24 protein-coding genes, 1 tRNA gene and 1 pseudogene are annotated in these 20980 nt (G+C 64.7%); 10 read left to right on the top strand and 16 right to left on the bottom strand.

Going from position 1 to position 20980, the window contains the following annotated elements; translation table 11 throughout:
* Positions 1-870 (bottom strand): thioredoxin-disulfide reductase (gene trxB / locus DK254_RS23950; protein WP_218281450.1); only part of this gene is annotated, 870 nt, incomplete at its 3' end.
* A 193-nt stretch (positions 871-1063) separates the two neighbouring features.
* Here trxB and ftsK point away from each other — a divergent pair.
* The 6 genes from ftsK to DK254_RS23980 are packed head-to-tail and all read left to right on the top strand — an operon-like array spanning position 1064 to position 8547.
* Complete coding sequence (gene ftsK / locus DK254_RS23955; RefSeq protein ID WP_177412107.1) at positions 1064-3496, top strand: DNA translocase FtsK; 2433 nt, start codon at positions 1064-1066, stop codon at positions 3494-3496.
* 12 nt (positions 3497-3508) lie between these two features.
* Positions 3509-4132, top strand: coding sequence for an outer membrane lipoprotein chaperone LolA (lolA, locus tag DK254_RS23960; protein ID WP_089394866.1), 624 nt, complete (start codon positions 3509-3511; stop codon positions 4130-4132).
* Positions 4133-4164: 32 nt separating this feature from the next.
* On the top strand, positions 4165-5490 hold the full coding sequence (locus tag DK254_RS23965; RefSeq protein ID WP_109935850.1) for a replication-associated recombination protein A: 1326 nt from the start codon (positions 4165-4167) through the stop codon (positions 5488-5490).
* Positions 5491-5532: 42 nt separating this feature from the next.
* Positions 5533-6813, top strand: a complete 1281-nt coding sequence (gene serS, locus DK254_RS23970) for a serine--tRNA ligase (RefSeq protein ID WP_109935851.1) — start codon at positions 5533-5535, stop codon at positions 6811-6813.
* Position 6814: 1 nt separating this feature from the next.
* The gene (gene cysG, locus DK254_RS23975; protein WP_109935852.1) at positions 6815-8200 is read left to right on the top strand and encodes a siroheme synthase CysG; all 1386 of its coding nucleotides are present in this window, start codon (positions 6815-6817) and stop codon (positions 8198-8200) included.
* A 17-nt stretch (positions 8201-8217) separates the two neighbouring features.
* Complete coding sequence (locus tag DK254_RS23980) at positions 8218-8547, top strand: lysozyme inhibitor LprI family protein (protein ID WP_109935853.1); 330 nt, start codon at positions 8218-8220, stop codon at positions 8545-8547.
* A 527-nt stretch (positions 8548-9074) separates the two neighbouring features.
* Here DK254_RS23980 and DK254_RS23985 read toward each other — a convergent pair.
* The 7 genes from DK254_RS23985 to DK254_RS24015 all read right to left on the bottom strand — a co-directional run bounded on the left by DK254_RS23985 (position 9075) and on the right by DK254_RS24015 (position 13321).
* Positions 9075-10076 carry a glutathione S-transferase family protein gene (locus DK254_RS23985; protein WP_109935854.1) on the bottom strand — a complete coding sequence of 334 codons (1002 nt, stop codon included), beginning with the start codon at positions 10074-10076 and terminating at the stop codon, positions 9075-9077.
* 83 nt (positions 10077-10159) lie between these two features.
* Entirely contained in the window at positions 10160-11161 is a 1002-nt protein-coding gene (locus DK254_RS23990; RefSeq protein ID WP_109935855.1) for a glycosyl transferase family protein, read from the bottom strand.
* On the bottom strand, positions 11158-11493 hold the full coding sequence (locus DK254_RS23995) for a TusE/DsrC/DsvC family sulfur relay protein (RefSeq protein ID WP_109935856.1): 336 nt from the start codon (positions 11491-11493) through the stop codon (positions 11158-11160). The genes DK254_RS23990 and DK254_RS23995 overlap by 4 nt, the downstream gene beginning before the upstream one ends.
* Positions 11490-11789: a sulfurtransferase complex subunit TusB gene (tusB, locus tag DK254_RS24000; RefSeq protein WP_109935857.1), complete on the bottom strand. Its 300-nt coding sequence runs from the start codon at positions 11787-11789 to the stop codon at positions 11490-11492. Before tusB ends, DK254_RS23995 begins: the two co-directional genes overlap by 4 nt.
* Positions 11789-12148: a sulfurtransferase complex subunit TusC gene (gene tusC, locus DK254_RS24005; RefSeq protein ID WP_109935858.1), complete on the bottom strand. Its 360-nt coding sequence runs from the start codon at positions 12146-12148 to the stop codon at positions 11789-11791. The genes tusB and tusC overlap by 1 nt, the downstream gene beginning before the upstream one ends.
* Entirely contained in the window at positions 12148-12540 is a 393-nt protein-coding gene (gene tusD / locus DK254_RS24010; RefSeq protein WP_109935859.1) for a sulfurtransferase complex subunit TusD, read from the bottom strand. Before tusD ends, tusC begins: the two co-directional genes overlap by 1 nt.
* A 115-nt stretch (positions 12541-12655) precedes the next feature.
* Entirely contained in the window at positions 12656-13321 is a 666-nt protein-coding gene (locus tag DK254_RS24015) for a Bax inhibitor-1/YccA family protein (RefSeq protein ID WP_109935860.1), read from the bottom strand.
* 129 nt (positions 13322-13450) lie between these two features.
* Here DK254_RS24015 and DK254_RS24020 point away from each other — a divergent pair.
* Positions 13451-13538 (top strand) — tRNA-Ser (locus DK254_RS24020).
* Between the two features lie 121 nt (positions 13539-13659).
* On the opposite strand, the gene DK254_RS24025 is transcribed toward DK254_RS24020, so the two are convergent.
* The 3 genes from DK254_RS24025 to DK254_RS35260 form a co-directional block, all read right to left on the bottom strand.
* Positions 13660-14709: a tyrosine-type recombinase/integrase gene (locus DK254_RS24025; RefSeq protein WP_109935861.1), complete on the bottom strand. Its 1050-nt coding sequence runs from the start codon at positions 14707-14709 to the stop codon at positions 13660-13662.
* Positions 14710-14952 (bottom strand): DUF4224 domain-containing protein, encoded by a 243-nt coding sequence (locus DK254_RS24030; protein ID WP_109935862.1) that lies wholly within the window; start codon positions 14950-14952, stop codon positions 14710-14712. It lies immediately after the preceding gene.
* 158 nt (positions 14953-15110) lie between these two features.
* Positions 15111-15686 carry a DUF1643 domain-containing protein gene (locus tag DK254_RS35260; RefSeq protein WP_109935863.1) on the bottom strand — a complete coding sequence of 192 codons (576 nt, stop codon included), beginning with the start codon at positions 15684-15686 and terminating at the stop codon, positions 15111-15113.
* A gap of 623 nt (positions 15687-16309) precedes the next feature.
* On the opposite strand from DK254_RS35260, the gene DK254_RS33875 reads away from it, so the two are divergent.
* Positions 16310-16786 carry a hypothetical protein gene (locus DK254_RS33875; RefSeq protein ID WP_146219640.1) on the top strand — a complete coding sequence of 159 codons (477 nt, stop codon included), beginning with the start codon at positions 16310-16312 and terminating at the stop codon, positions 16784-16786.
* A gap of 50 nt (positions 16787-16836) precedes the next feature.
* Here the strand turns inward: DK254_RS33875 and DK254_RS24040 are convergent, their stop codons facing one another.
* Positions 16837-17220, bottom strand: a complete 384-nt coding sequence (locus DK254_RS24040) for a hypothetical protein (protein ID WP_109935864.1) — start codon at positions 17218-17220, stop codon at positions 16837-16839.
* Between the two features lie 123 nt (positions 17221-17343).
* A complete protein-coding gene (locus DK254_RS24045) occupies positions 17344-17556 on the bottom strand; it encodes a hypothetical protein (protein ID WP_109935865.1) in 213 nt (70 codons plus the stop codon).
* Between the two features lie 422 nt (positions 17557-17978).
* On the opposite strand from DK254_RS24045, the gene DK254_RS34185 reads away from it, so the two are divergent.
* Positions 17979-18353 carry a hypothetical protein gene (locus tag DK254_RS34185; RefSeq protein ID WP_158546434.1) on the top strand — a complete coding sequence of 125 codons (375 nt, stop codon included), beginning with the start codon at positions 17979-17981 and terminating at the stop codon, positions 18351-18353.
* Between the two features lie 86 nt (positions 18354-18439).
* Here DK254_RS34185 and DK254_RS35265 read toward each other — a convergent pair whose 3' ends face one another.
* Both DK254_RS35265 and DK254_RS24055 read right to left on the bottom strand, forming a co-directional pair.
* Entirely contained in the window at positions 18440-18730 is a 291-nt protein-coding gene (locus DK254_RS35265) for an HNH endonuclease signature motif containing protein (protein ID WP_218281472.1), read from the bottom strand.
* On the bottom strand, positions 18619-19290 hold the full coding sequence (locus tag DK254_RS24055) for a hypothetical protein (protein WP_218281452.1): 672 nt from the start codon (positions 19288-19290) through the stop codon (positions 18619-18621). Before DK254_RS24055 ends, DK254_RS35265 begins: the two co-directional genes overlap by 112 nt.
* Before the next feature lie 128 nt (positions 19291-19418).
* Between DK254_RS24055 and DK254_RS33880 the strand changes: the two genes are divergently transcribed.
* Entirely contained in the window at positions 19419-19814 is a 396-nt protein-coding gene (locus tag DK254_RS33880; RefSeq protein WP_146219641.1) for a hypothetical protein, read from the top strand.
* Positions 19815-19843: 29 nt separating this feature from the next.
* Here DK254_RS33880 and DK254_RS35075 read toward each other — a convergent pair.
* A pseudogene (locus DK254_RS35075) lies at positions 19844-20745 on the bottom strand (DNA adenine methylase).
* Positions 20746-20980: the final 235 nt, after the last annotated feature.

Genomic DNA, 20980 nt, shown 5'->3' on the forward strand with positions numbered 1-20980 from the left:
GTGGTCGGCCACGTCGCCGGCGGCGAACACGCCGGGGATGCTGGTGGCGGTGGCATTGCCTTCGCCGCCGCCCTTGACCACCAGGTAGCCGTCGCGCATTTCCAGCTGGCCGGTGAACAGGTCGGTGTTGGGCTTGTGGCCGATGGCGATGAACACGCCGGCCAGGTCCAGCTGGCGGGTCTCGCCGCTGTTCGCGTCCTTCAGGCGCACGCCGACCACGCCCATGTCGTCGCCCAGGACTTCGTCCAGGGTGGTGTTCCAGTGCAGGCGCACGTTGCCGTTCTTCGCCTTCTCGAACAGCTTGTCCTGGAGGATCTTCTCCGAGCGCAGCTTGTCGCGGCGGTGGATCAGGTGCACTTCCTTGGCGATGTTGGCCAGGTACAGCGCTTCCTCGACGGCGGTGTTGCCGCCGCCGACCACGCAGACCACCTGGTTGCGGTAGAAGAAGCCGTCGCAGGTGGCGCAGGCGGAAACGCCCTTGCCCATGAAGGCCTCTTCCGAAGCCATGCCCAGGTATTGCGCGGAGGCGCCGGTGGCGATGATCAGCGCGTCGCAGCTGTAGGTGCCGCTGTCACCCTTGAGGATGAACGGCTTCTGCTGCAACTCGGCGGTGTGGATGTGGTCGTAGACGATCTCGGTATCGAAACGCTTGGCGTGCTGCTCCATGCGCTCCATCAGGGCGGGACCGGTCAGGCCTTCGACGTCGCCGGGCCAGTTGTCGACCTCGGTGGTGGTGGTGAGCTGGCCGCCGGGCTGGATGCCGGTGATGACAACAGGCTTGAGGTTGGCCCGCGCGGCGTACACGGCAGCGGTGTAACCCGCCGGGCCGGAGCCCAGGACGATCAGGCGCGAATGCTTGACTTCACTCATAAAAAGACTCCATAAGCCTTTGTCACGTAAGAGAATGCATGCTCCAATTGAGCAGCCGTGAAACCTTGGTGGGCTATGCTACACCGAACCTGGAAAAGGCGGCAAAAGGCGCCGTGGCGGGCCCTGTGGCATCGAGCGGCCAAAGCCGTACAATAGGCCCGTTTTGTCGACAGATGACTCTCGGACGCGCCCAGTGCGCAGGAATAGACGCGTTTTGAAGGACTCGACCACCGCTAGCCACGCCGCAGCCTGGCGTCAGCAATTGCACATTCGCCTGAAGGAAGGGGCCCTGATCGCGCTCGGCGCGCTCTGCCTTTACCTGTGGATGGCGCTGCTCACCTACGATTCGTCCGATCCGGGCTGGAGCCATTCCAGCCACGTCGAGCAGGTGCAGAATGCCGCTGGTCGCCTGGGGGCCCTGAGCGCCGACATCCTCTTCGTCGCGCTGGGGTACTTCGCCTACCTGTTCCCGCTGCTGCTGGGGGTCAAGACCTGGCAGATCTTCCGCAAGCGCCACATGGCCTGGGAGTTCAGCGGCTGGCTGTTCTCCTGGCGGCTGATCGGCCTGGTGTTCCTGATCCTCTCCGGCTCGGCGCTGGCCTACATCCATTTCCACATCGGCGGCGGCCACCTGCCGGCCTCCGCCGGCGGCGCCGTGGGCGAGAGCCTCGGCCAGCTGGCGCTGAACGCCCTCAACGTGCAGGGCAGCACCCTGCTGTTCATCGCCCTGTTCCTGTTCGGCCTGACCGTGTTCGCCGACCTGTCCTGGTTCCAGGTGATGGACGTCACCGGGAAGATCACCCTGGACCTCTTCGAGCTGATCCAGAACGCCTTCAACCGCTGGTGGAGCGCGCGCAGCGAGCACCGGCAGCTGGTCGCGCAATTGCGCGAGGTGGACGAGCGCGTTGCCGAGGTGGCTGCGCCCGTGGTGCCCGACCGCCGCGAGCAGGCCAAGGTCAAGGAGCGCCTGATCGAGCGCGAGGAGGCCCTGGCCAAGAGCGTGCAGGAGCGCGAGAAGCGCCCGGCGCCGAAGATCGACGCGCCGCCGCCGCCCAAGCCCGCCGAGCCCAGCAAGCGCGTGCTCAAGGAAAAACAGGCGCCGCTGTTCGTCGACACCGCCGTCGAAGGCACCCTGCCGCCGCTGTCGATCCTCGACCCGGCCGGCGAGAAGAAGCGCAGCTACTCCCCGGAGTCGCTGGAGGCCATGTCGCGCCTGCTGGAGATCAAGCTCAAGGAGTTCGGCGTCGAGGTGGTGGTCGAGTCGGTGCATCCGGGCCCGGTGATCACCCGTTTCGAAATCCAGCCGGCGGCGGGGGTGAAGGTCAGCCGCATCTCCAACCTGGCCAAGGACCTGGCGCGCTCGCTGGCGGTGATCAGCGTGCGGGTGGTCGAGGTCATCCCCGGCAAGACCACCGTGGGCATCGAGATCCCCAACGAAGACCGGCAGATGGTGCGCTTCTCCGAAGTGCTGATGTCGCCGGAGTACGACGAGCACAAGTCCACCGTGCCACTGGCCCTGGGCCACGACATCGGTGGCCACCCGGTCATCACCGACCTTGCGAAGATGCCGCACCTGCTGGTGGCCGGTACCACCGGCTCGGGCAAGTCGGTGGGCGTGAACGCCATGCTGCTGTCGATCCTGTTCAAGTCCACGCCCCAGGATGCGCGGCTGATCATGATCGACCCGAAGATGCTCGAACTGTCGATCTACGAGGGCATCCCGCACCTGCTCTGCCCGGTGGTCACCGACATGAAGGAGGCGGCCAACGCCCTGCGCTGGAGCGTCGCCGAGATGGAGCGGCGCTACAAGCTGATGGCCGCCATGGGCGTGCGCAACCTGGCCGGCTTCAACCGCAAGGTGAAGGACGCCGAGGAGGCCGGCACGCCGCTGACCGACCCGCTGTACCGCCGCGAGAGCATGGAAGACGAGGCGCCGCTGCTGCACACGCTGCCGACCATAGTGGTGGTGGTGGACGAATTCGCCGACATGATGATGATCGTCGGCAAGAAGGTCGAAGAGCTGATCGCCCGTATCGCGCAGAAGGCGCGGGCCGCGGGCATCCACCTGATCCTCGCCACCCAGCGCCCCTCGGTGGACGTGATCACCGGCCTGATCAAGGCCAACATCCCGACCCGCATCGCCTTCCAGGTGTCGAGCAAGATCGACTCGCGGACCATCCTCGACCAGGGCGGCGCCGAACAGCTGCTCGGCCACGGCGACATGCTCTACCTGCCGCCGGGCACCGGCCTGCCGATCCGCGTCCACGGCGCCTTCGTCTCCGACGACGAGGTGCACCGCGTGGTCGAGGCCTGGAAGCTGCGCGGCGCGCCCGACTACATCGAGGACATCCTCGCCGGCGCCGATGAAGGCGGTGGCGGCAGCTTCGAAGGTGGCGGCGGCGGTGAAGGTGGCGAGGGTAGCGAGGACGACCCGCTGTACGACGAGGCCGTACGCTTCGTCACCGAGAGCCGCCGCGCCTCCATCTCCGCGGTGCAGCGCAAGCTGAAGATCGGCTACAACCGCGCCGCGCGCATGATCGAGGCGATGGAAATGGCCGGTGTGGTCACCCCGATGAATTCCAACGGCTCGCGCGAAGTGACCGCGCCGGCCCCCATCCGCGACTGATCGAGGATTTCCATGCGACTGATCCGCATGCTCGTGCTTGCCGCGCTGGCCGTCGCCGGCATCCAGGCCCACGCCGACGATGCCGCCACCCAGCGCCTGAGTGCGATGCTGAGCAAGGCCCAGACCCTGAGCGCGCGCTTCTCCCAGCTGACCCTGGACGGCAGCGGCACCCGCCTGCAGGAGACCGCCGGCAACCTGGCGCTCAAGCGCCCGGGCCTGTTCCGCTGGCACACCGACGCGCCCCAGGAGCAGCTGCTGATCTCCAACGGCGAGAAGATCTGGCTGTACGACCCGGACCTGCAGCAGGTGACCATCCAGAAGCTCGACCAGCGCCTGACCCAGACCCCGGCGCTGCTGCTCTCCGGTGACATCTCGAAGATCCACGAGAGCTTCGACATCACCAGCAAGGATGGCGGCAACGTGGTCGACTTCATCCTCAAGCCGAAGGACAAGGACACCCTGTTCGACAACCTGCGGATTTCCTTCCGCAACGGGGTGGTCAACGACATGCAGCTGATCGACAGCGTCGGCCAGCGCACCAACATCCTGTTCTTCGACGTGAAGATGAACCAGCCGGTGGACGCCAAGCAGTTCGTCTTCGAGGCGCCCAAGGGCGTCGACGTCATCCAGGAGTGAGCGGGCGCCGCCGGCGCCTGTGAGGTAGCAGCGTGGACCTGTTCCGTTCCGAACCCGTAGCCCAGCCCCTGGCCGCGCGCCTGCGCGCCGCCAGCCTGGACGAATACGTCGGCCAGGAGCACCTGCTCGCCCGCGGCAAGCCGCTGCGCGAGGCGCTGGAGCAGGGCGCGCTGCACTCGATGATCTTCTGGGGCCCGCCGGGGGTGGGCAAGACCACCCTGGCCAAGCTGCTGGCGCAGGTCTCCGACGCCCACTTCGAGACCATCTCCGCGGTGCTCTCGGGGGTGAAGGAAATCCGCCAGTCGGTGGAGATGGCCAAGCAGCAGGCCGCGCAGTACGGCCGCCGCACCATCCTCTTCGTCGACGAGGTGCACCGCTTCAACAAGAGCCAGCAGGACGCCTTCCTGCCCTACGTCGAAGACGGCACCCTGATCTTCATCGGCGCCACCACCGAGAACCCCTCGTTCGAGCTGAACAACGCACTGCTCTCGCGGGCCCGCGTCTACGTGCTGAAAAGCCTGGACGAGGCCGCTCTGCGCAAGCTGGTGCAGCGCGCGCTGAGCGAGGACAAGGGCCTCGGCAAGCGCCACCTGAGCCTGCCGGACGAGAGCTTCGCCATCCTCATGGCCGCCGCCGACGGTGACGGCCGGCGCCTGCTCAACCTGCTGGAGAACGCCTCCGACCTGGCCGAGGACGGCGGCGAGATCAGCCCCGAACTGCTGCAGAACCTGCTGGGCGACAGCCGCCGGCGCTTCGACAAGGGCGGCGAGGCCTTCTACGACCAGATCAGCGCCCTGCACAAGTCGGTGCGCGGCTCAAGCCCCGACGGCGCGCTCTACTGGTACGCGCGCATGCTCGACGGCGGCTGCGACCCGCTGTACATCGCCCGCCGCGTGGTGCGCATGGCCAGCGAGGACATCGGCAACGCCGACCCCCGCGCCCTGACCCTGTGCCTGCACGCCTGGGACGTGCAGGAGCGCCTGGGCAGCCCGGAAGGCGAACTGGCCATCGCCCAGGCCATCGTCTACCTGGCCTGCGCGCCGAAGAGCAACGCGGTCTACAACGCCTACAACACGGCGCGCCGCGACGTCGCCGAGAACGGCTCGCTGGAAGTGCCGCTGCACCTGCGCAACGCACCGACCAAACTGATGAAGAACCTCGGCTACGGCGAGGAGTATCGTTACGCCCATGACGAACCCGACGCCTACGCCGCCGGGGAAGACTACTTCCCCGAAGGGCTCGAACCGCGCCAGTATTACCAGCCCGTGCCCCGTGGCCTGGAACTGAAGATCGGCGAGAAGCTCAAGCACCTGGCGGCCCTGGACCGGGCCAGCCCGAGAAAACGCAGAAAATCCTGAGCGGCGCCCGAGCGCCGCCGACACTAGACACGAGAACAGACCATGCTCGATTCCAAACTGGTACGCACCCAGCCGCAGGAAGTGGCCGACCGCCTCGCCGCCCGTGGCTTCACCCTGGACGTGGCGCGCATCGAGGCGCTGGAGAACCAGCGCAAGTCCGTGCAGACCCGCACCGAGACCCTGCAGGCCGAGCGCAACGCGCGTTCCAAGTCGATCGGCCAGGCCATGAAGCGTGGCGAGGACGTCGAGCCGCTCAAGGCTGAGGTCAACCGCATGGCCGACGAGCTGGAAGCCGGCAAGCGCGAGCTGGACGTGATCCAGGCCGAGCTGGACGCGCTGCTGCTGACCATCCCCAACCTGCCCCACGAGTCGGTGCCGGTGGGCGCGGACGAGGAAGACAACCTCGAAGTGCGCCGCTGGGGCACCCCGCGCAGCTTCGACTTCGCCATCAAGGACCACGTCGCCCTCGGCGAGCAGCACGGCTGGCTGGACTTCGAGACCGCCGCGCGGCTGTCCGGCGCCCGCTTCGCCCTGATGCGCGGCCCCATCGCCCGCCTGCACCGCGCCCTGGCGCAGTTCATGATCGACCTGCACACCCGCGAGCACGGCTACGAGGAGGCCTACACCCCGTACCTGGTGCAGGCGCCGGCGCTGCAGGGCACCGGCCAGCTGCCGAAGTTCGAGGAAGACCTGTTCAAGATCGGCCGCGACGGCGAGGCCGACCTGTACCTGATCCCCACCGCCGAAGTCTCCCTGACCAACATCGTCGCCGGGCTGATCCTCGACGCCAGGGAGCTGCCGCTGAAGTTCGTCGCCCACACCCCGTGCTTCCGCAGTGAAGCCGGCGCCTCGGGCCGCGACACCCGCGGGATGATCCGCCAGCACCAGTTCGACAAGGTCGAGATGGTGCAGATCGTCGACCCGGCCAAGTCCTGGGAAGCCCTGGAAAGCCTGGTCGGCAACGCCGAGAAGGTGCTGCAGGCCCTGGAGCTGCCGTACCGCGTGCTGGCGCTGTGCACCGGCGACATGGGCTTCAGCGCGGCGAAGACCTACGACCTGGAAGTCTGGGTGCCGAGCCAGGACAAGTACCGCGAGATTTCCTCCTGCTCCAACTGCGGCGACTTCCAGGCCCGCCGCATGCAGGCGCGCTTCCGCAACCCGGAAACCGGCAAGCCGGAACTGCTGCACACCCTCAACGGCTCCGGCCTGGCGGTGGGCCGCACCCTGGTCGCCGTGCTGGAGAACTACCAGCAGGCCGACGGCAGCATCCGCGTACCCGAGGTGCTCAAGCCCTACATGGGCGGCATCGAGGTGATCGGCTGAGATGGATGCGCTGCCGCTGTTCCACGTCCTGCGCGGGCGTCGCGCACTCCTGGTCGGCGGCGGTGAGGTCGCCCTGCGCAAGGCGCGCCTGCTCGACAGCGCGGGCGCCGTGCTGCGGGTGGTCGCGCCCCAGGTCCACAGCGAGCTGCGCGAACTGGTGGAGCAGGGCGCTGGCGAACTGCTCGAACGCCGCTACGCCGAGGGCGACCTGGCCGACTGCGTGCTGGCCATCGCCGCCACCGACGACGAGCCGCTGAATGCCCAGGTCTCCCGCGATGCCCACGCCCGCGGCGTGCCGGTCAACGTGGTGGACGCGCCGGCGCTGTGCAGCGTGATCTTCCCCGCCATCGTCGATCGCTCGCCCTTGCTGGTGGCCGTCTCCAGCGGCGGCGACGCGCCGGTGCTGGCGCGCCTGCTGCGGGCACGGCTGGAAACCTGGATCCCCGCCACCTACGGCCAGCTGGCCGGGCTGGCCAGCCGCTTCCGCGAAGCGGTCAAGCGGCGCCTGCCGGACCTGCAACAGCGCCGCCAGTTCTGGGAAGAGGTGTTCCAGGGCCCGGTGGCCGAACGCATGCTCGCCGGCCAGCCGGCGGAAGCCGAGCGCCTGCTGGCGGACAAGCTGGAAAAAGGCCAGGCCGAAGCCCGTGGCGAGGTCTACCTGGTCGGCGCCGGTCCCGGCGACCCGGACCTGCTGACCTTCCGCGCCCTGCGCCTGATGCAGCAGGCCGACGTGGTGCTCTACGACCGCCTGGTGGCCCCGGCCATCCTCGAACTGTGCCGCCGCGACGCCGACCGCCTGTACGTCGGCAAGCGCCGCGCGGACCACGCGGTGCCCCAGGACGAGATCAACCGCAAGCTGGTCGAGCTGGCCCGGCAGGGCAAGCGCGTGCTGCGCCTGAAGGGCGGCGACCCGTTCATCTTCGGCCGCGGCGGCGAGGAAATCGACGAGCTGGCGGCCAACGGCATCCCCTTCCAGGTGGTGCCGGGCATCACCGCGGCCAGCGGCTGCGCGGCCTACGCCGGCATCCCGCTGACCCACCGCGACTACGCCCAGTCGGTGCGCTTCGTCACCGGCCACCTGAAGGACGGCACCAGCGACCTGCCGTGGAACGACCTGGTGGCCCCGGGCCAGACCCTGGTGTTCTACATGGGCCTGGTGGGCCTGCCGGTGATCTGCGAGGAGCTGGTGCGCCACGGCCGCTCCGCCGACACGCCCGCCGCGTTGATCCAGCAGGGCACCACCGAACACCAGCGGGTGTTCACCGGTACCCTGGCCAACCTGCCGCAATTGGTCGCCGAGCACGAGGTGCACGCGCCGACGCTGGTTATAGTCGGCGAGGTGGTCACCCTGCGCGACAAGCTCGCCTGGTTCGAAGGTCAGCGATGAAAGCCTGGCGCGCTGCGATGGCCTGGGGCGCGGCCTGCGCCCTGGCTGCCGCGGCCTTGCCGGCCGGCGCCGCCAGCTTCGACTGCAGGAAGGCGCGCCACACCGATGAAAAAGCCATCTGCGCCGACCGCCAGCTGTCCGAGCTGGACGTGCAGATGGCCACCACCTACCGCCTGCTCAGCGGCCTGTTCGCCATGGGCATGCGCGGCAACATGGGCGACGCCCAGTTGGCCTGGCTGGACCAGCGCCGCGCCTGCGGCAGCAACAAGGCCTGCCTGAAGAAACGCTACCAGGAACGCCTGGACGCCCTGCAGAAGATCTACGACGGCATCGACAAGCCGCTCTGAGGCGCCGAATTCCTGACCGTAGGGCGAATGACCGTTCGCGGTTATCCGCCGCTACACCTTTCTTGTCGGTAACTCCGTGGTTGAGCCTGGCGCGCCTGCGACGGCGGCTCCGTGCCCGGCACCGAGCGGAATGCAGCCAAGGTCAATCGGCGGATAACGCCGGAGGCGTTATGCGCCCTACGCCAGGCCCACCCGTAGGGCGTACAACCGTTCGCGGTTGTACGCCGCTACACCTTTCCTGTCGGGAACTCCGTGGTTGAGCCTGGCGCGCCTCCGACGGCGGCTCCGTACCCGGCACCGAGCGGAATGCGGCCAAGGTCAAACGGCGGATAACGCCGGAGGCGTTATGCGCCCTACGCCAGGCCCACCCGTAGGGCGTACAACCGTTCGCGGTTGTACGCCGTTGCCGTTCTTGCCGCCAACGCCCCGGCCGAACCCGAAGCGCCGATTCCGTAGGATGGGTGGAGCGAAGCGATACCCATCGCCATGCCGCATGGGCCTCGCCGAGGTTCAAGACCGTTGCGCCTTCAACCCTTGCGCGCAATCCCCTTGCCCGGCAGGTGCCCGCGCCCGTGCGGCCCGCTGAAGTCCTGCTGCGGCCCCAGCGGCACTATGCCGGTCGGGTTGATGGTGCGGTGGCTGCCGTAATAGTGGTTCTTGATGTGCTGGAAGTTCACCGTGCTCGCTACTCCCGGCAGCTGGTACAGCTCGCGCAGCCAGCCGGACAGGTTCGGGTAATCCGCCAGGCGCCGCAGGTTGCACTTGAAGTGCCCGTGGTACACGGCGTCGAAGCGCACCAGCGTGGTGAACAGGCGGATGTCGGCCTCGGTCAGGTACTCGCCGGCCAGGTAGCGCCGTTCGCCCAGGCGCTTCTCCAGGCAGTCGAGTTCCTCGAACAGGGTGACGAAGGCCTCTTCATAGGCCGCCTGGGTGGTGGCGAAGCCGGCGCGGTACACGCCGTTGTTCACCGCCGGGTAGATGCGCTCGTTCAACGCGTCTATCTCGCCCTGCAACGGCGTGGGGTAGAGGTCCAGGTCGTTGCCGGTCAGGCCGTCGAAGGCCGAGTTGAACATGCGGATGATTTCCGCCGACTCGTTGCTGACGATGCGCTTGCGCTGCTTGTCCCACAGCACCGGCACGGTGACGCGGCCGGTGTAGTGCGGATCGTCGCGGGTGTAGCGCTGGTGCAGGAACTCCAGGCCGTCCAGGGCGTCGCCGGTGGAGCCCAGGCTGCGATCGAAGGTCCAGCCGTTCTCCAGCATCAGCCAGCTGACCACCGAGACGTCGATCAGCCCGGCCAGGCCCTTGAGCTGGCGGTAGATCAACGTGCGGTGCGCCCAGGGGCAGGCCAGGGAAACGTACAGGTGGTAGCGCCCGGCCTCGGCGCGGAAGCCGCCTTCACCGCTGGGGCCGGCGCTGCCGTCGGCGGTGACCCAGTTGCGGCGTTGCGCGTTCTCGCGCTGGAAGTGGCCGTCCTTGCTGGTGTCGTACCACTGGTCATGCCAGCGGCCATCGATGAGCTGTCCCATGACTGGCTCCTCATGAAAGGGTATGGGAGCCAGTCTACGCCCTTGCCATCGATGGATCGCTGCAAAAACAGGGTGGAAACTATCTATCCGATCGATTTGTCACGGGCGGCCCAGCGTTGCCGGGCCTCGGCGAAGGCCGCCTCGCGGTCGCGGCCCAGCCCGCGCAGGCCCAGGGCGATGGTGGCGACCACCGCCAGCTCGCCGTAGGCGTCTTCCCGTTCGCCGCGCCAGACCTCCGCCAGCACCTGCGGCTCCAGCCGCTCCGGCTTGACGTGGCGCAGTGCCGAGAGGGCCGGCCATTCCTCGTCCCAGCTCTGGCCCGCCTCGGTGCCGTAGAGGTGCGCCGGGCTGTCCGGGTTGATCTCGATCTCGCCGCCTTCGCCCTTGATCACGATGGCGCGGTCGCCGAGCAGGCGGCTGCCTTCGCGGTGGGTCTCCTGGTAGCCGGGGTGGAAGATGCTCTGCAGGATGCAGGTGGCCCCCAGCGGGTTGAGCAGGCGCACCAGGGAGTGGATGGGCGAGCGCAGGCCGAGGGTGTTGCGCAGGTCGATCATCCGCTGCAGCACCGGCATCCAGTCCACCAGCGGGGCGAAGGCCAGTCCGCCGCGGTCGAGCGCTTCGTCCACCGCGCTCCAGTCGCGGCACAGCGGGATGTCCAGCGTCTGCAGCAACTGCTCGGTGTACAGGCGCCCGGCGGTGTGCGCGCCGCCGCCGTGCAGGAGGATGCGCGTGCCGCCGGCGGCCAGGCACTTGGCGGCCAGCAGGTACCAGGGCAGGTGGCGCTTCTTGCCGGCATAGCTGGGCCAGTCGAGATCGACGGCGATCCGTGGTGCGTCCAGGCGGGCGCGCACGGCCTCGGTGAAGCCGGCCAGCTCGTCGGCGCTTTCCTCCTTGTGCCGCAGCAGCATCAGGAAGGCGCCCAGCTGCGCCTCCTCGACCTGGCCATCGAGGATCATGCCGAGGGCCTCGCGGGCCTCCTCGCGGGTCAGGCTGCGCGCGCCGCGCTTGCCCTTGCCGAGGATGCGCACGAACTGCGCGAAGGGGTGTTCGGCGGGTGTCTGCAGGACGAGGGGAGCGGCGGTCATAGGCAATTGGTCGGCTTCGGCAGGCCGGCGAGCTTGGCGGCAAGCTTGGCCGGGGTGCCCTTGAACAGGAGGTTGAGGTGCAGGCTGCTGCCCTTTTCCGCGCCCAGGCGCTGGGCTACGTACTTGATCAGCGGGCGGTTGGCCGGCGACAGCTGGAACTGCGCATAGAACTCGCGCAGCAGGTGGAGGATTTCCCAGTGCTCCGGCGAGAGGTGCAGGCCTTCCTGCTGGGCCAGGGCCTCGGCGACCGGCACCGACCAGTCGTCCAGGTACTGCAGGTAGCCGTCCTTGTCCAGGGCGATGCCGCGCCCTTCCACCATCAGGGTAGTCATAGCCAGGCGTTGACCTTGTCGTAGCGGGTGCAGAGTTCGACGAAGGCGGGGTAGTCCAGCGCCTTCAGGTTGGCCGGCAGCTGTGCCTGCAGGCCGCGCGCCTGCAGGTCCTCGGCGAGGGCGAAGCAGGCGTTGGACAGGTGCTCCAGGCGCTGGCGCGGGGCGCTGCCGGCGGCAAGGGCGTAGACGGCATCGCCACTGAGCAGCAGGCCGTCGTCGTGGGACAGCAGCTGCAGGCAGCTGTCGAAGCGGCCATCGCCGAACGGGGAGTGGGAAAGCAGATGCAGCGTGCTCATCAGAGGGTGATCACCTGGTCGTATTGCTGGGTCAGCTGGCGCAGCGCGAGGTCGTCCAGCACTTCCACCGCCAGGTTCAGGCCTGCACTGGGCAGGCCGCGCTCGGCGAGGCTGCGGGCGGCGGCGTAGAGCCTTTCGACGCCGAACAGCGGCAGGGCCTGCAGGTTGGCCTGCAGGTCCTTCTGCTCGAGGCTGGCGGGGGCCTGGCCGGGCGCCAGCTGAAATACCCCATCGTCGAGGAAGAGGAAGGCAATGGGCAGGTCGAAGGCACCGCCGGCCAGGGCGATGTCCAGCGCCTCGCGGGCGCCGGGGCCGCTCCACGGGGCCTGGCGGCTGACGATCAGCAGGGACTTGGCCATCAGTCGCCTCCGAAGCAGACCAGGCGGTCCGCCAACTGCGCCGCTTCATGCAACTGGCCGAGGCCGGACAGCTCCCAGGGCGCCTGCAGGTTGGCCGCCGGGCGCTGGTAGCGCGCGGCCTCCTCGGCGTTGAGCACGCCACGGCGCAGGGCGGCGGCGATGCACACCACGGCGTCGAGCCGGTACTCGCCGACGAAGCGCGTCCAGGCCGCCGCCACGTCCAGCTCGTCCTGGCCGCTCACCGGGTTGCTCGAGGCGCTGTGCACGCCGTCCTGGTAGAAGAACAGGCGGACGATCTCGTGGCCGCTGGCGAGCACCGCCTCGGCGAAGCGCAGGGCGCGCCGGGCGGCGGGCGAGTGGGGAGGAGCGAAGAGGGCGATGGCGAATTTCATGGCATGGGCCGGTCGGCGGATTACAACGCGATGATAAGGCCAGTGCGGGGATTTTGCTGCGCCGGAAAAGGAAAAAGCCCGCCGAAGCGGGCTTTTCCGGTGTTGCCGGGAAGCGTCAGTCGTCGCTGCCCATGATGCCGAAGATCTGCAACAGGCTGATGAACATGTTGTAGATGGAGATGTAGAGGCTGACGGTGGCCATGATGTAGTTGCGCTCGCCACCGTGGATGATGGCGCTGGTCTGGAACAGGATGGCCGCCGAGGAGAACAGCACGAAGCCGGCGCTGATCGCCAGTTGCAGGCCGCTGATCTGGACGAAGAAGGAGATCAGGATGGCGCCCAGCAGGACGAAGAAGCCGGCGGTGATGAAGCCGGACAGGAAGCTCATGTCCTTGCGGGTGGTCAGCACGTAGGCGGACAGGCCGAAGAACACCAGGGCGGTCATGAAGAACGCCGAGGCGATGATGTTGGCGCCGTTGGCCATGCCCAGGTACAGGTTCAGGATCGGGCCGAGGGTGTAGCCCATGAAGCCGGTGAGGGCGAAGGTGGTTACCAGGCCCCAGCCGCTGTCGCGCAGCTTGAGGGTGGCGAAGAACAGGCCGTAGAAGCCGACCAGGGTCAGCAGCAGGCCCGGGTAGGGCAGGCGCAGCTGCTGCGAGACGTAGGCGACCAGGCCGCTGAAGGCCAGGGTCATGGCCAGCAGGCCGTAGGTGTTGCGCAGGACTCCGCTGACTTCCCGTTGCTCCGCCGCGGCGGGGTTGAGATATTGCCGTTCTTGCATGGCTAGACACTCCTGTAAGCGGAATGGGATTCCGTGACCATAGTTGCAGTGATGATACCAAACCCGCCTGTCAGGCGTAGGATCAGAGTTTGACAGTGTGTTGCGATCCGGTACTATGCGCCCCCGAAAGGAAGTGTGGCCGAGTGGTTTAAGGCAACGGTCTTGAAAACCGTCGACGGGCAACTGTCCTAGAGTTCGAATCTCTACACTTCCGCCATCTTCAAGGCCCTGATTTTTCAGGGCCTTTTCATTTTCGGCGACCTACATTAAGGCTCGATGATGGGGCTGAAAATGGCAGGAGTTCCGAAAAGAATCGGAACGAGTTCCGAAACTGTCGCCTATTTTGCAGGCCTTGCCACCGCGCCGCGGCGAATGTAGATCTTCTTGGTGATCTCCTCCTCTGTGTGCCCAAGCAGCCGGCTTGCTTCCTTCAGATCGTTGATCTCGGTTGCCGCTTTCGGCCGGATGTCCTTGAACTGGAAGTTCCGGACGATGGCGCCGAACTCCGGATCGCCCGCCTCGATGGCCGCTTGCTGGGCCGCCTCACGGGCTGCTTCCCAGCGATCTCGGAGCATGGAGGCGCCGACGCGCCTGCCCCGGGCACTGATGATCAGGTACGGACTGCTGAACTGCTCGTTCCTGGCGGCAATCTGCTTGAGCAGCCTGCCAAGACTCGTTTCCACACCGTCGATGCGCAGCAAGATCCGCACCTTGTGCGCGGTCTTCGCCTGCTTGACCAGCAGGTAGTCGCCATCGATATCGCTCTTGCGCATGGATAGCACGTCCGCCGGCCGCTGGCCGGTGAGATAGGCCAGGTCCATAGCGTCCTTTAACTCCGGCACCGCCTTGCGGTAGACCGCGTCCCAGATCATATCGCTGGCGTAGAAGTCGCGCGGTTTCTCCTTGTTCTTGCGCACACCACGACAAGGATTTGCATTGCCAGTAAGCCCCCATTCGATGGCCATGTTGAAGACATGCGAGAGGGTGGCGATTTCCCGGTTCGCCCTGACCTTCGCCTTCCTGGCATCACGGTAACGCGCGACCATCGCCGGCGTAATGGAGTCGATGGGAGCTTCGTCGAACAGCTTCCGGAGTTGCTTGATCTCATTCAGGTTGTCGCTCTGCGTCCTGGGCGCCTTGCCTGGCAACACGTCGCGGATGTAGCGGTCGAAGATGGCACCCATGATCCGCAGGTCGGCCGGCTTCTCCTTGGCAACCAGCTCAGCCCACTTGATCCTGGCCATATCAAGGTCGGTGCCCAAAGGGCGCTCGTTGCCGTCCACATCCTCGTAGTAGTAGCCAACCCAGACTTTTCCGTTCTTGCGCGTGCGCTTCCGCCGGTACACGCCTGGCGGAAGGTCACGGTTTTCCTTGTTGCGCGGTCGTATTTAGCTCACCCGGGAGAAGTCAGGCGTCCAGGTCGTTGCCGGCAGTGCCGACGTCTGCATGATGGTCGTCTCAGGCGGAATGCCCAGTTTCATGCGTGCATATTGGCGACCTACCAGAGGGCGGCGACCGCGGCTTTCAACGAAAGTCCAGCCTCGTTCTTTCAGCCAGCGGCGCTGCCAGGCCATGGCTTTGTAGCCGGTGATCTCGGCCAGTTCCTCATCGGAAAGAATTTCGCTTTCCATGGGCAATACCTCATCGCGCCGGCGCGGGCGGCCAGCGATGGTGGAAAGGAGGTGCATACCCTGGTGGTGCCGTAGGAGCGAACCCGGCCTTATCGAGGGCCAGGCTCAGCAGCCATGCGGTTTTCACCGTAGGGGCGGGGGTGGTGCTGAATGGGGGGTTAGCGCTGGAGCGGTGCTGGCGGCTGCCACTCGACCAGTGGCTGGTCACGCTTGATGTAGAGCGGGTGCTTCGGGCTGCCGTCTCTGTTGGTGATGAGGCACCACAGGCGCGCGCCGGCGGCCAGCAGGAGACCCACCACTGCGGCGACTCGCTCCGGCCTCGCGTGCGAGCCCCAGGCGCAAACGATGTCGCCGTACTCGGCGCCCAGCTCCGTCAGGTGCCTGTCATTTTCCGGACTGACCGGATCGGCGCACCGCCACAGCTCGCGCGGGTCCGTTGCGCGGTAGGCGTAGAGATTGGCCACGGCCAGGCCGGCGCGCATGCCGGCTACGGAGAAGTCCTGGCAGGGCGTGCCGCCCACCAGGATCAGCTGTGCGGCGATGATGCCCAGCAGCACCTCGCGGGCCAGCTTGGTCATGTCGCCGAGGTTAGGCACCGCCGGCCAGCGGTGGGCCAGCACGGCGGATGGGAAGGGTTCGATCTCTGCGAACCAACTGGCGCGGAAGCCCAGCAGGTGCCAGGCCACGCTTGCGGCCTCGATGCCGCTGCAGACCGATCCGTAGCTGATGGTCATGGTTTCTCCAGGTAGAGTGCCGCCGCGCCGCGAGTTCAGTGGATGGCGAAAGTGATGTGTGTGAACCGGTGGGCCTTCAGAAAAATGCCGGTCAGTATCGATGTGATCCCGACGATCCGCGTTTGCCTGTATGCATCCGTCGCCTAGCTATGATGAGCTGACTAGCTAAACTCCCCTCTGTAGTGGTCCTAAGGAAAGGCTCATTTCTGAGCAGGTCAGTTGGGTTTTGCTAGACTGAAATTTCAATTGTTTAGGATCGTTTTAGTGAGAATTTTGTTCGGATTTCCTCTGGTCTTGTCTAATTAGCTTGCGAGGAAGGTGGTGATATGGGGCGCCTAATTTTCTATTCGTTATTATTGTTTTCTGTTCATGTTTTTGCGGAATCCGATAGCGGTCAAGAAACTGGTAGCGGAGCTGATCGTGTTTCAGCGTGTAAGTCCGCTAGTAGCTATGCAAGAGCAAAAGCTGAGAGTAAGGCAGTACTAAGTTCAACGAAGACTAAGATAAAAATTAGTCAGTGTGACTGTGATAAGGATAGTGTAAGTGGAGGATACCAATGCATGGTTTCGTGGGAGCTTGAGGCGCGAGACTGAGGTATACGAAATCTGCTTTGGAGGCTCGGCATGAATATCATAGGCCTGAATGGCTATAAGCTGTTTTTTTGGGGTTCTGTTTTGGCGTTTCTAACTGGTCCAACCGTTGCGCTTGGAGACTATCCAGATTGCGACGAGGTTCAAAAAACTCTGGCATCTCATCCGTGGATAAATCATGAAGAAGGAAGGAGGTTTATTTTTAGTGCAGTAAATAATCATGAGGGTATGCGAATAATAGATTCTTTGAAAAGGGACTCTTATAAATTACAAGATCGACTGCTAATGGATGAAAATGATAAGGATTATGAAGGATTTTGGGTTTGCAGGATAACATTTAGTTATTTGGGTGGTGATTGTGCTGGGGATGTAGATGAGTTTTTCGTTGAGTCCATTGGTAACGCGTTTCAATTTAGTTCGGTAATTAGGTCTGGCGACAGAGTTTGGAGGGGGCAGGCAATTGCCGATTCTTGTGAGCGAGGGGAGGATTTTTCATTGTCTCCCCAGTGACTGGTTGCATGTGAGTTTCGATTTTCGTTGTCGGCATCTGAGTACGCCGATCAGTTGCAACGTGTTCCTCGACATGCCATGGAAGCGCACCTTTGCGTGTGCGCAGATGCAATTGCTCCTGTCTTGGCGGAAGACATGGATGCCACCTCTGTACTTACGTTGTTCTCCTCCGCGCGGGTGATGCCCGGCTGGCGGCGTTTCGGGACGGTGTCAGTGTCGATGCGCTCGAGCAGTCCGGCCAGGCCGGCGGGCCAGACATCGCGCGCCAGGCGGCCAGCGTTGATGCCGTCACCCAGCCAGGTGCGGGCCTCGGCCAGCAGGCTGCGGGTGCTGCTGAAGGTCGACAGCATGGCCTGCCAGTCGTCGAGCGCTGCGAAGTAGCGCAGCTTGCCGGGCGTAGCTGAGGCCGGCGGGGGGATGCTTTTTTCGGGCATGTGGATACCTCGCCTGGTGGCGTGGAGTTTGTGGGGAGGTTCTATTTCGGGCGCTGGCGGCGGAGGCCGGTCAGCTGAGGAGGTCGCCGGCAAGGCTGGCCATGTTCTCGGTGCCGAACTGGTTCATGACGGCGCTCCTGCTTTGGCGAGTTCGAACGGCTCGGCGATGACCTCGCCGAAGGCCCAGCGCGCTTGTTCGGCGGTGATGGGGATAACGGCCAAGCCGGCGGCCAGGGCCTCCATCACGTCGTCAGGGTGGCACCGCGCGATGAGGGTGCACTCGCGCGTCTTGGGGTTCACTCCGGTGATGGCCAGCGGCTCATTTTCTGCGGGCATGAGGTCTCCTTGCCACCCTTCGTCGGTATGGCTGGCAGGTCGTAAGAAGATGGGGATAGGTTGATGCCTTGCGTATCCCGAGGGAGACAACATGACTCTCTGTGCTGACTGCCAGCAACAGCTTTCCGGGCCAGGTCGAACTGGTCCGCATTCAGGTCTCGTGATGATCGATTCGAAGTCCTGGCAGTATTTCGCTAGGCCAAAGGCATACTTCCGCACGTATCGATGCGGGAATTGCTCTTCGGTGCTGGAGCAGATGCATGACAGGGACGATCATGACTATTGGTGGCGACTGCAGGCATCGACGGATGCTTGAAATTCGCTCCACGACGCCGTAGTGGCGCAACGGCAGGGAGTGGGTTAGCGTCATGACCTTTTGCGAGGGAACGCCGATGGCCATAACGAAGAAGGTGACGAAGAAGATGCAGCTCAAGCTGCTGAAGATCTTCTATGCGGAATACGTCGAAGAGTTTGGAGAGGGGACAAGAAACCTCAACGAATACACGGTTCTTACAACCGAGGCAGAGGCTTACCTGGATCGGATGCCTGAACTTCGCGAGCAGGACGGAAACATGGTTCGATACCTGCTGGTGGACCTTCTCGTAGAACTGCGGAACGCGGGACACATGACGAGCATTGGTGGGGCTCAGTTCTCGCTAACCCCTGAAGGCTACGCCCGCGCGTCAATGAATCGGTGGGATGAGTGGATTGATTACGCGAACAAGAACTCGGGCCTCGCCATTCCGATTTCGTTGGTAGCGCTGGTGGTGTCAGTGATCGCATTATTCGTGACTTAAGTCCTGTATCTCGCCTGGACCTGTTCGAGCAAACTGCGCGCAATCCACAGCACCACGGGAATAGCCTTGCTGTTCCCGTAGCTACCTCAAGCGAGTTTCTTCGCGAGCATTTTTTCCAGGCTTTCCACGTGCGCGCGGAGCCGCTCATTCTTCTTCACGCCGTTGGCCCCATAGTGGATTTCACGGTGACAGGTTGGGCACACAGCTCCGACGAACTGAGGATGATCCAGGCCTCCATCAGATAGCCGATTGATATGGTGAGGTTCTAGGTAGGCACGGCCATCTTTCCGGAGGAAGGGGGCTGGCTTATCGCAGGACTCGCATATCCCGCGGCGCGGAGAAGTACGTAGTTCTTCACATGAGCGCTGCGCAAATATATGTTCCGCATCGCTGCGCCTTGGCTGGCGTCTTCGCCGGACACTATGGCTTTCAGTGCCAACTCGCGAGCCGCATCCAAAGAGCTCGGGAAGTCGGCCTTCACTTCATCCTCGACGTCCCCCTCGATTACTCGCCCGACCGGAACGAGGCAGAACCGTATGATCTTGCGCATGTTGCCTTCTCGATCAAGGCCATCGCTCCAGTGATGATCGGCGAAGACAAACTCCCCCATGTAGCGCTTGCTGGCTTTCTTCCCCAGTGCCTTGAAAAGATGAATCGAGCGCCCAGTCTGAGCGTGTTGCAGGACCGCCTTATTGCCTCCCGTCAGTTGCATGTCGCCGACCTGACCCTCTCCCGAGTAGTGGAATACGCCGAAATCGTCGAAATGATCGCTGTACCCGTATTGCTCGCCGCTGTCGCCAGTGAAGAGGAAGATCGCGGGCACCCGTAGGGAGGGCGCGATACCGCTTTGCTTGCTTCCGCCGAAAGGCCCGTGGATGTCCGCACGGCGATCGTAGATCTGGCCGATTTCGAATGCGATCTCGAATGGCGAGGTCATGAGTTGTCCTTGGCGTCAGGAAGAGCACTAAGAGTACCTGGAACGAGGGCATTACGAGTAGTGGCCATTTGATGCTCTTTAAGGTAGGTTCGAATGGCCCGGCATGGGCCGGTCAAGGAGAGGAAGGCGTGTTAGAACTGATCATTGCAGTTGTCGGAGTAGTGGTTGCGATTGCTGCATACAGAGCCGGGCTGAAACAGGGCGCTGAGAATGCCTTCGAGGAACAAGCTGCTGCTATTTCAAAAGGGCTGGAGGGCGGTTCTGTGTTTCAGCGAGTCCTCGGAGCAAAAGGGATGTTCTTCGGTACCATTAATCCGAAGCTTGGCGTACAGCCACTTGTCATTGTCTTTTCCAAGGACTTTTTCGACTTGGTTTCCCACAGAAAATTGTCTCCAGCTATAGCAGAATCTCTGGTTTCCCAGGAAAGAGAGGTTCTCCAAAGCGAATACAATCGCGATTCTGGTATATCGCCGGAAATGCAGAATGCGGCAGAGCTAATCCAGAAGACGCTGAAGGCTGATTAAAAGGACTGCATGCACACCGTTGGGAGTGGTCATGCTGCTAGCTCCTTGGTGTCGTGGAAGATGTCGAGTTGCGCCAGGCCGCGCCGCGCTGCCTCGTTGAGCCAGAGGCACTCGATGCGATCGCGCGCGCCATCGGCGAGAGCGTTGCGCTCCAGGCGGTACCAGTCGCGGTAGAGGCGGTCGTAGAGAGGGCAGGGGTAGCCGGAGAGCACGACCATGCCGCGCAGCTCCTTGAGGAACTTGGCCAGGTCGCGGTGTTGGGTGTCGCTCAGCTCGTGGCGGTATGACTTGCCGGTGGCGTTGTGGCGGACCTTGGTGCTGCGGGTGGAGTGGACGTAGGGCGGATCGACATAGTGCAGCGTGCTCGGCCGATCTTGGTGCGCCATCACGTCCAGGGCGTCGCGGTACTCGATTACCACCCCTTGCAGGCGGTCGATGATCGCCGACAGGGTCTCCGGGTAGTTGCGCCAGTCGATGGCCGGAGAAGTAGCGGTGCGGCTGGACAAAGCGTGGAACCCCGTGCGCTCACCGCTGGCTGCCGCGCTGCCGAAGCCCTGGAAACTGGACCACCATTCGCCGGGCGCGCTCAAGCGGATCCGTCGTCTCGCCGTAGCTGGCGTCGAATTCCTCCCGGGCGAATGGCGTCAATGCCAGCGTCTGGAGCCGTTCTTCGCCACGGTCACGGGCGGCGCGGAAGAGGTTCACCAAGTCCCGTCGAGGTCGTTGTAGATCTCGGCGTAGCTGCGTGCCTTCCGCAGCAGGATAGAGGCGGCCCGCCGAACGGCTCGACGTAGGTGTGGTGCGGGGCGAGGTGCTGGATGATCCACGGGGCGAGCAGCCACTTTCCGCCGTGGTAGCGGAGGATCGGGCGGGGTGGGGGCGTGGGCACTCCAGGGCGAACGCCGCCGTGCCGCCGGCGGAGCCGCGGCATTCAGGCGCAGGAGGGGTAACGGGAGGCGGATGTTGCGCGCGACGCCGGCGTCGCGCTTGATGTGGCCTTTCTCCTCGAGGGCGTCGAGGCGCTGCTGCATGGCGAAGAGGCAGACGCCGGCCGCGGCGGCCAGCTCGGCTACGGTGGGCGCTTAGCCTTTCTCCGCCCAGAACGCTCGGATGTGCCCGAGCGTTTCGTCCTGCATGGGGGAGGGTGGTCGCTTCATGGCTTCTCC

The organism is Pseudomonas sp. RW407, from assembly GCF_003176655.1.
In the GTDB taxonomy this organism is placed as follows: Bacteria; Pseudomonadota; Gammaproteobacteria; order Pseudomonadales; family Pseudomonadaceae; genus Pseudomonas; species Pseudomonas delhiensis.